Annotated in this window: 15 protein-coding genes; 3 read left to right on the top strand and 12 right to left on the bottom strand. The window is 50.0% G+C overall.

All coding sequences use genetic code 11. The features are described from left to right. Window positions 1-6 precede the first annotated feature (6 nt). The 3 genes from ABD028_RS02475 to ABD028_RS02465 are packed head-to-tail and all read right to left on the bottom strand — an operon-like array spanning window position 7 to window position 2,251. On the bottom strand, window positions 7-984 hold the full coding sequence (locus ABD028_RS02475) for a COX15/CtaA family protein (RefSeq protein ID WP_102798569.1): 978 nt from the start codon (window positions 982-984) through the stop codon (window positions 7-9). A gap of 12 nt (window positions 985-996) precedes the next feature. Beyond that, the gene (locus ABD028_RS02470; protein ID WP_343841341.1) at window positions 997-1,548 is read right to left on the bottom strand and encodes a hypothetical protein; all 552 of its coding nucleotides are present in this window, start codon (window positions 1,546-1,548) and stop codon (window positions 997-999) included. Next, window positions 1,526-2,251, bottom strand: coding sequence for an SURF1 family protein (locus ABD028_RS02465; RefSeq protein WP_343841338.1), 726 nt, complete (start codon window positions 2,249-2,251; stop codon window positions 1,526-1,528). The genes ABD028_RS02470 and ABD028_RS02465 overlap by 23 nt, the downstream gene beginning before the upstream one ends. 12 nt (window positions 2,252-2,263) lie before the next feature. On the opposite strand from ABD028_RS02465, the gene ABD028_RS02460 reads away from it, so the two are divergent. Next, window positions 2,264-2,473 (top strand): DUF2909 domain-containing protein, encoded by a 210-nt coding sequence (locus ABD028_RS02460; RefSeq protein WP_102798566.1) that lies wholly within the window; start codon window positions 2,264-2,266, stop codon window positions 2,471-2,473. A gap of 15 nt (window positions 2,474-2,488) precedes the next feature. Here the strand turns inward: ABD028_RS02460 and ABD028_RS02455 are convergent, their stop codons facing one another. From ABD028_RS02455 to lexA, 5 genes are all read right to left on the bottom strand, one after another. Further along, window positions 2,489-3,370 carry a cytochrome c oxidase subunit 3 gene (locus ABD028_RS02455; RefSeq protein WP_343841334.1) on the bottom strand — a complete coding sequence of 294 codons (882 nt, stop codon included), beginning with the start codon at window positions 3,368-3,370 and terminating at the stop codon, window positions 2,489-2,491. Between the two features lie 12 nt (window positions 3,371-3,382). Beyond that, complete coding sequence (locus tag ABD028_RS02450) at window positions 3,383-3,940, bottom strand: cytochrome c oxidase assembly protein (protein WP_343841331.1); 558 nt, start codon at window positions 3,938-3,940, stop codon at window positions 3,383-3,385. 3 nt (window positions 3,941-3,943) lie between these two features. Beyond that, on the bottom strand, window positions 3,944-5,533 hold the full coding sequence (ctaD, locus tag ABD028_RS02445) for a cytochrome c oxidase subunit I (protein ID WP_102798563.1): 1,590 nt from the start codon (window positions 5,531-5,533) through the stop codon (window positions 3,944-3,946). A gap of 10 nt (window positions 5,534-5,543) precedes the next feature. Further along, entirely contained in the window at window positions 5,544-6,620 is a 1,077-nt protein-coding gene (coxB, locus tag ABD028_RS02440) for a cytochrome c oxidase subunit II (RefSeq protein WP_102798603.1), read from the bottom strand. 449 nt (window positions 6,621-7,069) lie between these two features. After that, the gene (gene lexA, locus ABD028_RS02435; RefSeq protein WP_102798562.1) at window positions 7,070-7,696 is read right to left on the bottom strand and encodes a transcriptional repressor LexA; all 627 of its coding nucleotides are present in this window, start codon (window positions 7,694-7,696) and stop codon (window positions 7,070-7,072) included. A 164-nt stretch (window positions 7,697-7,860) separates the two neighbouring features. On the opposite strand from lexA, the gene plsB reads away from it, so the two are divergent. After that, on the top strand, window positions 7,861-10,302 hold the full coding sequence (plsB, locus tag ABD028_RS02430) for a glycerol-3-phosphate 1-O-acyltransferase PlsB (protein WP_343841490.1): 2,442 nt from the start codon (window positions 7,861-7,863) through the stop codon (window positions 10,300-10,302). Here the strand turns inward: plsB and ubiA are convergent. After that, window positions 10,282-11,151 (bottom strand): 4-hydroxybenzoate octaprenyltransferase, encoded by an 870-nt coding sequence (gene ubiA, locus ABD028_RS02425; protein ID WP_343841328.1) that lies wholly within the window; start codon window positions 11,149-11,151, stop codon window positions 10,282-10,284. The two genes, plsB and ubiA, sit on opposite strands and share 21 nt — an antisense overlap. After that, window positions 11,144-11,710, bottom strand: coding sequence for a chorismate--pyruvate lyase family protein (locus ABD028_RS02420; protein WP_343841325.1), 567 nt, complete (start codon window positions 11,708-11,710; stop codon window positions 11,144-11,146). Before ABD028_RS02420 ends, ubiA begins: the two co-directional genes overlap by 8 nt. A 199-nt stretch (window positions 11,711-11,909) precedes the next feature. Here ABD028_RS02420 and ABD028_RS02415 point away from each other — a divergent pair, with 199 nt between their 5' ends. Further along, window positions 11,910-12,263 (top strand): flagellar basal body-associated protein FliL, encoded by a 354-nt coding sequence (locus tag ABD028_RS02415; protein ID WP_102798602.1) that lies wholly within the window; start codon window positions 11,910-11,912, stop codon window positions 12,261-12,263. A gap of 2 nt (window positions 12,264-12,265) precedes the next feature. Here ABD028_RS02415 and glpG read toward each other — a convergent pair whose 3' ends face one another. Both glpG and glpE read right to left on the bottom strand, forming a co-directional pair. Beyond that, window positions 12,266-13,099, bottom strand: a complete 834-nt coding sequence (glpG, locus tag ABD028_RS02410; RefSeq protein WP_343841322.1) for a rhomboid family intramembrane serine protease GlpG — start codon at window positions 13,097-13,099, stop codon at window positions 12,266-12,268. A 4-nt stretch (window positions 13,100-13,103) separates the two neighbouring features. Further along, window positions 13,104-13,424 (bottom strand): thiosulfate sulfurtransferase GlpE, encoded by a 321-nt coding sequence (gene glpE, locus ABD028_RS02405; RefSeq protein WP_343841319.1) that lies wholly within the window; start codon window positions 13,422-13,424, stop codon window positions 13,104-13,106. Window position 13,425 lies beyond the last annotated feature (1 nt).

The raw sequence follows: 13,425 nt of genomic DNA, 5'->3' as shown, positions 1-13,425 counted from the left end.
TGCCTCCTAGGTTTTTCTTAGCAGGGTGTAATTGATCATCACCATGGTTAGCAGCAAGCAGGCACCGACGGCGTTATGCGCCACTGCGACAAACACCGGCAGACTGAAAACAACATTGCTGATCCCCAGCGCAACTTGTAATCCCAATACCAGCACCAGCACCACCGCTAACTGTCGGAACAAGCTGGACGAGGCCCCTTTATACAGGCCAATAGCCAGCCAGCATAGGTAAATAAAGGTCAGCAAGGCTCCAAATCTATGCATAATGTGCATAGTCATGCGTTCATCGTAATCATGCGTACCAAATTCATAGTTATCAGTGGCTACCACCGAATAAGCACCACTGAAGTCCAGTCGTTCCAGCCAGTTGGTTTCGCAAATGGGTAACTCAGTGCAAGCCAATGCGGCATAGTTAGCCGATACCCAGCCTCCCAGGGCAATTTGCCCGATGACGATAATCAGTCCCAACATGGCAAAGCCAGCCAATTTGCGCAGGTTGGCATCGCCACCGGGAATACGGTAAGGGGTCAGTCGCAGCAACAATAAGAACAAACAGCTCAGCACTGTAAAACCACCCAGCAGATGCCCCATTACCACCAGCGGCATTAAATTCATGGTTACCGTCCACATACCCAGCAATGCCTGAAAACAGACCAGACATAACAGCACGAACGGCAGCTTCAGTGGACGATGATGGGCGCGGCGCAATAAACTCAATACGAATATGGCGAGAATGACTAAACCCAACGCACCAGCAAAATAACGGTGAATCATTTCGTTCCAGGCTTTGTGCGCTTCAACCGGTCGCTCAGGGAAAGCCTGTTCAGCAATTTGCACATGTTCGTCATGCACAGGAACATGCAAAAAACCATAGCAGCCAGGCCAGTCCGGGCAGCCCAGACCGGCATCGGTAAGACGGGTATAAGCCCCTAAAATCACTACGACGAAAGCCAGCAGCAAGGCTGCCAACACCAACTTTCTCATCAGCGCATTCCCTTATCCGATTCTGGAAAGCTTCAGCAGTTTTCGCAGATCGGCCAGTATTTCCCGGCTATGCAGCACGGCTTGTTGTTGTTCTGTTTGTAGCGGATAACGCAAAATCACATTATCCAGGGTGTCTACCAGAAAAATACCATCAGTCGGCACATCTTTAAACACTTCATTAACATCTTGGGATGCCACATTCAGCAGTCGTACCCCTGTTAACTTGTCCAATTGCTGCCGCGGTCGGCTATCACTGTTGTCGGTCAGAATCACCACGGGCTCAGCTCTGTCTTGCTCTCTGCCCAGCGCGACCCATACCTGATTGATGGCTATCAGTGCATTTTCGCAACTGCTGTCACAGTCTGCCGGCAGCAGATACAGCAACCGCCACTTGTGCTGGGAGTCAAGCATCGACAAGTCCAGACTGGGCTCCAGTAGTTGCCCGTTATTGGTGGAAGCCCGGTTGAACCAGCCCATTTCCAGGGCCAGTTTGGCCAACAGTACCGGCAGGATAAAAATCACAGCAACTAATATAAATGTTTTACGATGCCCTTGAATTACCATGTTTTTTCCTTTGTTTATGCAAAGCAATAAGGGTGATGATAAAGCAGGCTAAAGCCAGGCCGAACCATTGCACCGCATAGGCCAGATGTTTCTCAGCAGGCATTACCAGTGGATGCCAGTTGTTAGTAAAACCATAGGCTTGGCTGTCATTCAGTTGCACAATATAGGGCAACAGATCGCGTCCTAATTGTTTTGCCAATTGCTCAGGCGAAGGTTGCTGCACTCTCCTGGGCCAGCCCGACTCAGATACTTCCCGACTGACAAGATTATCACCCGGCATAACCACCACACCTTGCAGCGTTAACAGGGCTGTGGGCAAATCGATTTCAGGTAGTTGAGTTCGCAGTGGCGGCGCTTTTATCCAGCCAAAATTAATCAGCACTTCTCCGGCATTGGTCGTCATTGGCACTAGCACTTCATAGCCCACCTGACCTTTTAACACCCGGTTGTCCCATAAAAAGACTTTACCAATATCAAGGTGACCACTGACCTGCACCGGAAAATCCGCGACATTCCCTGGCTGTCTGTTAATATCTTGTAAAGAAAGTGGATTGTTAGCGGCACGCTGTTCAAGTTGTTGGGCACGCAGTTGTTTTTGCTCGGCCCGGGACAATTGCCAGAATCCCAATCGCAGCATAAGCAGTATGGCCAGCAAGGCAATGCCAACGGTCATCCAGGGTATGGCTTTCAGACGACTGAGCATAGGAGAAGCACATTGTTATTAAAGATTCTGATAGTTTGTCTGTTGATCTTTATGGTGTTCAACCTCTTTCGCGCCATGAAAATCATGTTAAAAGGGGACAGTGGCGGTACATCAATGACCAAGTTTATTGGTCGGCGGGTTCTGACGTCAGCCATTATAATACTGCTGTTGATAATTGCCGTGGCGATGGGTTGGATTACACCCAACCCCCGCCCTTACTAACGGCTCGCCTTAGTGTCAAAGTATGTAAACAAAGATAAACAGCAATACCCACACCACATCAACAAAGTGCCAGTACCAACTGGCAGCCTGAAACGCAAACTGGTTGTCTTTATTGAAATGACCTTTAAGTACCCTGAAGAACATCACAATCAGTAAAATAGTTCCCAGCGTAACATGCAAGCCATGGAAGCCGGTCAGCATAAAGAAGGTGTTGCCATACACCCCTGAAGTCAGCATCAGTCCCATCTCACGATAGGCATGCACGTATTCTTCCACTTGCAGTGTCAAAAAGCCGATACCTAACAAGATGGTCAGCCCCAGGAACAACGTCAGTTGTTTGCGTTTTCCCTCCTCCAACGCCACATGAGCGAAGTGCGCTGTTACGGAGGAAATCAGCAGAATCACGGTATTGATCAGCGGCAGCCCATACCAGCCCATGGCCTCAGTTGTCGTGCCATCAGGGGTCTTAACCAAGGGCCACATAGCTTCGAAACCCGGCCACAACACCTCGTTGGTCATGGCATTGTTTGACGAGCCTCCCAACCAGGGCACAGCAATCATACGGGCGTAAAATAGTGCGCCAAAGAATGCTGCGAAGAACATCACTTCAGAAAAAATAAACCAGCTCATACCCTGACGGTACGAACGCCCCAACTGGCTGGAGTGCATGCCCGTCATAGACTCTTCAATCTGATCGCGAAACCAGCCGACCAGCATAAATAGCAGCACAGCCAGGCCCGCCACCAGGATCCAACCTCCGTAGCCGTCCTTGCCCTTGGTGGATTCGATAACAAAATTGCCAGCCCCGACGGCAATGAGAAACAATGCTACTGCCCCGACAAAGGGCCATGGGCTTTGGGCCGGTACATAATATTTTTCGTATTGTTGTTCTGACATGTCGCTCTCCATTTAGCCGCGGTTCATTGCCACAGTCGACGCGGTTTCAGTCACATCGTAAAAAGTGTAGGACAGAGTAAATATCTCAATATCTTCCGGCAGTTGTGGATCCACATAAAACTGCATAGGCATTAATGCCTCTTCACCTGCTGGCAGAGGCTGCTGATTAAAACAAAAACATTCTGTCTTATTCAGGTACAACGCTGCCGTACCTGGTGAGACGGAAGGGATGGCCTGGCCAACGATATCTTTACCGGTTGGGTTACGCACATAAAACTCGACGGTTTTAAGTTCCCCCGGATGAACCTGAACCTGCCTGCTTCTGGCTTTGAATTCCCATGGCATGCCGGTATTGGTGCGGGTAATAAATTCCACCGTAATAGTGCGGCTGGTATCAATGTCCTGCACCTGATAGGTCGCCGCATAGGGGTTGGTTTTGCCATTGATGCCCGTCACGTCGCAGAACACGTCATACAAGGGCACCAGCGCAAAACCAAAGCCAAACATGCCCAGCACCACGGCAACTAACTTGATCACCAGCTTGCCATTATTCGGGGTGGGCGTATTCATGGCTTACTTCACCACCGGAGGTGTTTCAAAGGTATGGTAAGGCGCAGGTGAAGGGATTTCCCATTCCAGTCCTTCAGCGCCTTCCCAAACCTGATCTGTGGCCGCTTCACCTTGTTTGCGGCAGGCTTTAATCAACAAGGCCAGGAATATCAGCTGCGACAGACCAAAGGCAAAGCCACCGATGCTGACCCATTTATTAAAGTCAGCAAACTGCAGCGAATAATCAGGGATACGCCTGGGCATCCCGGCCAGTCCAACAAAGTGCATAGGGAAGAACAGCACATTGACAGAGATCAGCGAACACCAGAAGTGCCATTTGGCCAACGTCAGGTCGTACATCTTACCGCACCATTTGGGTAGCCAGTAATACACCGCCGCCATAATGGAGAACACTGCCCCGGTCACTAAAACATAGTGGAAATGTGCTACCACAAAGTAAGTATCATGGTACTGGAAGTCCACAGGTGTAATCGCCAGCATCAATCCGGAAAAGCCACCTATAGTGAACAGCACGATAAACGCCAGGGCAAACAGCATGGGAATTTCAAAACTGATGGCGCCACGCCACATCGTCGCCACCCAGTTAAAGACCTTCACGCCGGTAGGCACGGAAATCAGCATAGTGGCAAACATAAAGAACAGCTCTGCTGCCACCGGCATACCCGTGGTAAACATATGGTGGGCCCACACAATGAAGGATAACAATGCGATGGAAGCCGTGGCGTACACCATAGATGCATAACCAAACAATGGCTTACGTGAAAAGGTTGGCACAATCTGCGAGATAATGCCGAATGCCGGCAGAATCATGATGTAGACTTCCGGGTGCCCAAAGAACCAGAAAATATGCTGGAACAGCACCGGGTCACCACCACCCGCGGCATTAAAGAAGCTGGTGCCAAAGAATTTATCTGTCAGCACCATAGTCACCGCCCCGGCTAACACCGGCATAACCGCAATCAGCAGAAAGGCAGTGATCAACCAGGTCCATACAAACAGCGGCATCTTCATCCAGGTCATGCCTGGTGCGCGCATATTAAAAATGGTCACAATAACGTTGATGGCGCCCATAATGGAGGATGCCCCCATAATATGCACAGAAAACACAAATAAAGCCGTGCTGTCGTTGCTGTAGGTGGTGGACAGCGGCGCATAAAAGGTCCAGCCAAAATTCGGGCCACCGCCTTCCAGAAACAACGAAGAGAGCAGGATCAAAAACGCAAAAGGCAGGATCCAGAAACTCCAGTTATTCATCCTCGGTAGGGCCATGTCCGGCGCGCCAATCATCAGTGGCACCATCCAGTTGGCTAAACCGGTAAAGGCCGGCATTACCGCACCAAAAACCATAATCAGCCCATGTACTGTGGTCATCTGGTTGAAAAAGTTGGGATCCACTAGCTGCAGGCCGGGCTGAAACAACTCAGCGCGGATCACCATCGCCATGGCCCCGCCAATCAGGAACATAATAAAGGCAAACCACAAATACAGGGTGCCGATATCTTTGTGGTTGGTGGTGTACAGCCAACGCTTAATACCGGATGGCTTATGGTCATGATGTTCGTCGTGGTGCAGGTGCTCTGCTGCGGTACTCATCATAATTCTCCTATTTGCCTGTCTGGACGGCGTTGACATCTTTGGCCTGCACCGTTTCACCCGTGTTGTTACCCCAGGCATTACGTTCATATGTAATCACAGCGGCCAGTTCTTTCAGGCTCAATTGCTTGCCAAAAGCCTGCATGGCAGTACCGGAAACGCCGTTGACCACCACATCGATATGCTTGCGCACATCGCCAGTGGCTATGGCACTACCTTTCAAACCAGGAAACACGCCCGGCAGCCCCTCACCGTTTGGCATATGGCAGGCAGCACAGGTACTCTGGTAAACCTTACTGCCCAAATCCATCAATTCGGTCATGTCCATATTCATGGCCAGAAGCTTTTGCTCTTCCTCTTTGGCTTTGCGCTGAATCGCTTCCTGCTCGGCAATCCAGGCATCGTATTCAGCCGGAGTCTTGGCTATTACCACCACAGGCATAAAGCCATGGTCCTTACCACAGAGTTCTGCACACTGCCCCCGGTAAATGCCAGGCTCATTAACACGGGCCCAGGCTTCGTTAATAAAGCCTGGGTTCGCATCTTTTTTCACGGCAAAATCAGGTACCCACCAGGAGTGAATCACATCATCAGAGGTCACCAGGAAGCGGACTTTCTTATCTGTGGGGATGACCAGCGGACGATCCACTTCCAGCAAGTAGTTTTCGCCTTTGCTGAATTTGTTGTGAATCTGCTCCTGTTGGGTAGCCAACACCGAGTAATACTCCACCTCGTTTTCCATATACTTATAGTGCCATTTCCATTGAGACCCGGTGACCAACACAGTTACATCCGCTTTGCTGGTGTCTTCCATGGCAATCAAAGTACTGGCAGCAGGAATCGCCATGCCAATAAGAATGAGAAACGGCACTACCGTCCAGGCCACCTCCACTTTGACACTTTCATGGAAATTGGCTGGTTTTACCCCTCTGGATTTACGATGGAAGATCATCGCAAAAAACATCGCGCCGAAGACCAGTATGCCAATCACCACGCAAATGTAGAAAATGGTCATGTGCAGATCATAAACCTGCGCACTGATGTCTGTTACCCCCTTGCGCAAGTTCAACTGGGAAGGCTGCGCCATGGCAGCAGCGCTCAGCAGGGTTGCGAATAATGCGGTCAACACACTTCTGGCCACGTGACGTCTCCTATGTCAGAACTGAAAGACTCCGGTGTCAGAAACCCGGAAAATCGAAAGTACCGTTGGACACAAAATGACACTTTCTTGTTATATTTTTGTTAAATGCAGTACAAGAATTACTCAACTGTACGGGGCGCGTCCAGCGATTTCTGAGAGGATAACAATCAAGCGCTCAAATTTTAACCATAAGTGAGCAGGAATCACGAATTTTCGCTAAGCTGCTAATTTATTGATTGTTTTATTGTGCAGGGAAAGTTGCCCATTAGGAGCGGCTATTAAATGGGGGTCTATGGTTCAGGCAGAAGCGCCTGTAGAGCAGGCTCTGGATATCGCCGATGAGTGCTCCTGCTACATCGGCATACCATCCGTCCCTGGATATAATTGTTAGGTGATTACATCCAATCGCTGTTACGGATAATCCCGACCGCGATACCTTCAATCGAAAAAGGCTGGGTGGCTAAGTCTACTTTAATCGGCGCGAATTCTTCGTTTTCCGCATGTAAAAGAATTTCGCTTCGACCACGTCGCTCAATACGCTTGACGGTGACGTCATCATCGACCCTGGCCACCACCACCTGACCGTTATGCACGTCCAGGGTACGATGCACTGCCAGCAGGTCGCCGTCCATAATGCCGATATCCTTCATGCTCATCCCATTCACTCTGAGCAAAAAATCCGCTTTGGGTTTAAACAAATCCGGGTCTACTTTGTAGTGAGTTTCGATGTGCTGTTGTGCCAGTATAGGTTCACCGGCAGCAACTCTGCCGATGAGTGGCAGGCCTTCCTCCTCAACCTGTCCGTCCATTGGAATGTTGAGCTTTATGCCTCTGGACGTGCCCGGTAAAATGTCTATCACCCCTTTACGGGACAGAGCTTTAAGGTGTTCCTCGGCGGCATTGGCGGAACGAAACCCCAACTGCTTGGCAATTTCTGCGCGGGTAGGCGGCATACCTGTATGAGCCATAGTATCTTTAATCAGTTGCAGAACTTCTTCCTGCCGGGGTGTAAGTGGACGCATAAGCCTGTTTTTCCATACAGTTTTACTGTGAGTATATCCAGTTATACCAAGATAGCAACTCTTGTTGTTTATTCTGTCTGAAATGCTAGGGGCTGATGCTGCACAAGGACATTAAACCAAGAAGATGCTATGCTTCGCGCACTTTTACAGGAGGTCCATTGGCGATGTTCTGGTTGCACAAGCTGCTACTAAACCTGATTAAATACCCAACCCGTTTGCTGGTCAAAACCAAAAGCATTCCTGCCGATATTCATCAGGAACTGGGCATTGATCAACACAAACCCATAATCTATTTGTTGCACACCCACTCTGCCACCGACCTGATTGCATTGCAGAAAGCAACCGAGCAATTGGGTTTACCGGATCCCCTGCGCCCCTTGCAGTTAAACGGCCAGGTGCTGCAGGCAAACCTGAGTCTGGAAGAACCGCAGGGGTTAATAAGTCGTCGTATTCATGCAACGGATATAGCGAACAGCTTTCAACATATTTTGCAGTTGCAGCGGCAGACGCCGGATATAGATATGCAAATAGTACCGACGGCGATTTTCTGGGGCCGGGCTCCGGGCAAATCCAAACCGGGTTGGTCTGACTTGTTGGCTGACCGCGCCTCGCCAAGTTGGTTACGAAAGTTTTTTATTGTGCTGTTTTTAGGTCGCGACAACTTTGTCTATTTCAGCCGCGCCGTTTCCTCCAGGCGCATGCTCGAAGAAAATGGCAGTGATGAACGCATTGCACATAAGTTAATCAGAGTCGCCAGGACACATTTTTATCGCCGTATACAAGCGATGACCGGGCCGCGCAGCATTGATCGTTTGCAACTGCAGAATGCCATTCTTGGCGCCAGAGCGGTTAAAGATGCCATCACTGAAGAACAACAGGATAAAAGGCTCAGTGCTGAACAAGCCAGACAACGGGCTGAGAGCTATTTAAAAGAGATTGCCGCAGATTATCGGGAAGGCACCATTCGCCTGGCAGACAGATTACTGACCCGGGTATGGAACAAGATTTATAACGGTATAGAAGTGCACAATGCGGCACGCATCCGTGAGTTGGCGCAAAACGGACATGAAATCATCTATGTCCCCTGCCATCGCAGTCATATGGATTATCTGCTTTTGACTTATGTTATCTACCATGAGGGACTGGCCACGCCACATATTGCTGCAGGTATCAATTTGAATTTCTGGCCGGTGGGCGGAATCTTCCGCCGCGGTGGCGCGTTTTTCCTGCGTCGTAGCTTTGCCGGTAACAAACTTTATACCGCAGTCTTCAAGGAGTACCTGGAGTTTCTGTTTAATCGTGGTTTCCCGGTTAAGTACTATCCCGAAGGGGGGCGCAGTCGAACCGGTCGGTTGTTACCACCAAAAACCGGCATGCTGGCGATGACATTACAAGCCATGTTAAAGGGGGTAAAACGTCCAGTGAGTTTGGTACCGGTCTATCTTGGCTACGAGAACGTAATGGAATTAGGTAGCTACCTGAAAGAGCTAAAAGGCAGCAGTAAACAGAAAGAATCATTCTGGCAGGTATTTTCCGCCATTAAGAAATTAAAGAATTATGGTCATGGTTTTCTGAGTTTTGGTGAACCGATTCAGCTTAACAGTTATCTCGACAGCCGGGTGCCAAACTGGCGTGACGATGCATTATCTGTGGAACGCAAACCGAGCTGGCTCACCCCCACCGTCAACCATCTGGCCAATCAAGTGATGTGCCGTATTAATCAGACTGCCGCCATTAACGGCATGGCCTTGTGCTCCTTAGTACTGTTAGCAGCAGAAAATCATGCAATGGAAGAAGATGATCTGGCTGGCAGTCTTAATCAGTTGCTGACCCTGCTCCGTGCGGCGCCCTATAGCCAGTTAAGCAGTATTCCTGATGTTGATGGTCATACGCTGCTGAAACAAACCCTGGCTCTGAATAAGTTCAGTATCCGCGATGATGCATTTGGCCGGGTAGTGTCACTGAATGAACATAGTGCCATTACTCAAACTTACTATCGCAACAATATTTTGCACCTGCTGGCATTACCCAGCCTGATTGCCGCCGCAGTAATGACAGGGCCGCCAAAGTCGGCAGTGATAGATTACATCAAGGCAATCTATCCTTTGTTAAAGCGTGAACTGTTTATGCATTTCACCTTAACCGAGGCGACAACCTATTGTCAGCAGTTAATGCAGCAGATGCTGGAACTTGGCTTGATTAAAGAGCTTGACGGCAAATTGCTTGCCCCACCTCGCACAGATGCGGACTACCGGACTTTGCAAGTACTCAGCGAGACCATCCAGCAAACCTTACAACGTTATGCCATCGTACTGACACTGCTGGAAAAGGAGCAATCAATCCCTCGCGCGACCTTGGAGAAACAGAGCCGCGAATTGGCAGAACATCTGAGTGCGGTAAATGGCATCAATGCGCCAGAGTTCTACGATAAGAACGTCTTTTCAAGCTTTGTGAATGCACTCAAAGACAACGGCCTGGTAGCAGCAGACGAAGACGGGGCGTTACAGCAGTCTGCTCAAAGTGCCGCCTTAAAAGAAATGGTGCTGTCTCTGGTCAGTTCCGGGATCGTGCAGAAACTGCACCAGTTACACCATCCGCACAGCTAGATCGAGTATCAATCCCAGTGTAATGGCCAACCCCACATAATGATTGTTGAGGAAGGCCTTGAAGCAAGGTTCCCGTTCCCGTCCGGCAATCAGCCACTGCTGATAGCCGGACAGCAATACCGCTATAGTCCAGCCGACAAAGTATAGCGCCCCAAAGGCCAGGTAGAAGCCAAGCCAGGCCAGAATGCCGAGAAACATCAGTTGTAAACAGCCGATGATCAATTTGTCAAATCGCCCAAACAGGATAGCGGTGGACTTAACACCAATTCTAAGATCATCGTCCCTGTCCACCATCGCATACATAGTGTCGTAGGCCACCGTCCATAGGATATTGGCAGTAAACAGCCACCAGCTCCACCAGGGTAAAAAACTCAGGCTGGCCATACATGCCATGGGAATCGCCCAACTGAACGCGGCACCAAGCACGAATTGCGGCAAATGTGTGTAACGCTTCATAAAAGGGTAGCAAGCCGCCAGCGCCAGGGCGCCAAAGGACAGCAAAATAGTCTGCCAGTTTAAAAACAGCACCAGACCGAAGGACATCAGTACTAACAAGGTGAAAAAGCCCAGCGCTTGTCGCTCTGTGATTTCACCGCTAACCAGGGGACGCGACGCAGTGCGCTTCACTTCACCATCCACATGGCGGTCGGCATAGTCATTGATGACACAGCCAGCTGAGCGCATCAGAAACACCCCCAGGCTAAATATGACAATCAACGGCCAATCCGGCATGCCGTCAGCCGCCATCCATAGCGCCCACCATGTTGGCCAAAGCAACAAATATGTGCCGATGGGTTTATCCATTCGCGCCAGACGCGCGAATGCAGCCAGCTTGGTGCGGCTATACATACGTAGCCCCAAACTGTTTGTAGGCCGGGCAACCCGGCAAAAATATCTCAGCCACCATCATATGCCAGTGCTTGTAACTAAAACGAGAACGGCGCCCCCACAAATCATGACTGCAACGCAGCCCCAACCTGGTCATCAGCTCATGTTCGGTACCCAGTCTGGTCAGCTCAAAGGGTTCTCGCAGGCAATCACTGTTGTTAAACAATACCTTACCCAGTGATTGCTCCCCCAGTGCGGCCAGTTCCCGCATGCCTTCCTGCACCAAAGACTCAGGTAACAGCGAGCGGGCAAAAACCCAGGGATGCTCTTCTCCCCACAGCAACACTTCCCTGACCTGACAGGGTTGGTTTTGCATAGGCGCTTTCTCATTGTCCAGCAAGGGCAAAAGCTGCTGACCAAGAAGCTGGACACGAAAGTGTCTGCAATGGGACTGCAAGCGTTCGGTCAGGGAACTGGTATCCAACAGCCAGTTCTTCAGATGAAAATCCGGTATCCCAATAAACTCCGGACTGTGCCAGGTGACGGCAGGGGAAAAGGGAAAGTCTAAAGATAAATTCAAGGTGGTTTGTGACTCAGACGATATAGTGGTCATAATACCCGTGGTGCCGCATAGCAGCAAATCAGGTGGGCGGAAAAATACCTGTGCGGAACTGTCCGTCTGTATGATTTTGTTGATAAAATACCCATAGTGAATAGAAACCCGGAACTTATACCTTATGTTCAACAGACAAATAGTCGTACTGGTTTTGCTACCCCTGATGCTGATTTCACCCCGGGCGATGGCAGCCTACGCCTATTTTGGTCTGGAACCCGATATTGTCACTAATTATGTTAGCACCAGCAGCCGCAACCTGGGGTATGTGAGGGTCACGGTGGAACTAATGCTTGAAGACGCTTCTTTTCTTGAAGCAGCTGAACATCACTCACCGCTGCTCAGGGCCACGACTATTGATATTTTTGGCCGTCAGCCGGAAGAAAAAGTTAAATCTCTTACTGGTCGCGAAGAAATTCGCCGGGATTGCCTGCAAAAGCTACGGCAACTGATGAAACAGGAAACCGGCTCAGAGATGATCAAGGATGTGATATTTACCAAGTACCTTTATCAAGGTTGAGCTCAGCGTCCCAGCCTGGTATAAATTAGAGCAAGTAAGCAGCCACTTACCAGGCCTACCGTATGTGCGGTATTTGCCACACTGACCCAAAGTAAATCGGCATAACCTAAAATCAGCCAGAACAGAATAAACCCTACCAGTGGTTTAGAAAGATGTAAGCCCCACTGCGGGCGCAGCCAACCACACCACCAGACAAATCCCATCACCCCATAAACCACGCCAGACAGGCCGCCAAAATTAGGTCCGGTATGCAGATACTGTGTGTAGTTAGATAGCAAGGCCGTAACCACAAACACCAGCAACAGATTCAGGGTGCCGAATTTCTGCTCTATCTGGCTGGCGAGAATCGCCCACCACAATAGGTTAAAGACTATGTGCAGCGCCGAGAAGTGCAGAAATGCAGGCCCGAGCAGCCGCCACCACTGCTGGTTTTCCACCAGCAATGCCGGGGGCTGAAAAGATAACATGTGCTGTAACTGGCTGAACCACCCCATCAGGCTGCCCAAATACACCAAAGTACAAGCTACCAGTACCAACAGCGTAAACGGGCTACGCATCAGCATTTGCAATTGTGGCGACATATCCTGCTGGCTACGCTGCATGTTCACCACCTGCCCTTGCTGCCAGGCAGCCTGCTGATATTTGGCCTGACGTGGGTCGCGTAGGAAGTCCTGGGTGATGAGCCGGGCTTCTTCCCAGCGCTTATCATCTTTTAGCAATACGGCGTGGGGATGCTCACCTTCCAACAATTGGTAGCTTACGATGATGCCTTGCTGATTCAGGTAGTTAGCCAGTAAGTGCGCTGGCGCTTCCTGGCTGAATGCCACTAACTGCAAATGTTCAGTCTCCGCTCACAAAAGGCCAGTTCTGACGCCAGCCTTCAAATCCGCCGTCCAGACTGTACACTTCATTGAACCCCTGCTGGACCAGAAACTGGGCTGCCTGTTGGCTGCTGATGCCATGATAGCAACAAACAATCAACGGACGGTCTTTGGCGGTCTCTTGCATAAAGCCATTGAGAGACTCATTGGACAAATGCATTGCGCCCTGAATATGGGCTGCATTAAAGGACTGGATATCACGAATATCCACTAATGTGGCTTGATCCCCGGCCAGCATTTTGCTGGCCGCATCTGCCTGAATGTGTAAAAACTGCGCCATC

Source organism: Bowmanella denitrificans (genome assembly GCF_039522935.1).
Taxonomy (GTDB): domain Bacteria; phylum Pseudomonadota; class Gammaproteobacteria; order Enterobacterales; family Alteromonadaceae; genus Bowmanella; species Bowmanella denitrificans.
Note: the sequence above shows the minus strand (reverse complement) of the source record. Positions and strands in the feature narration are given on the sequence as shown.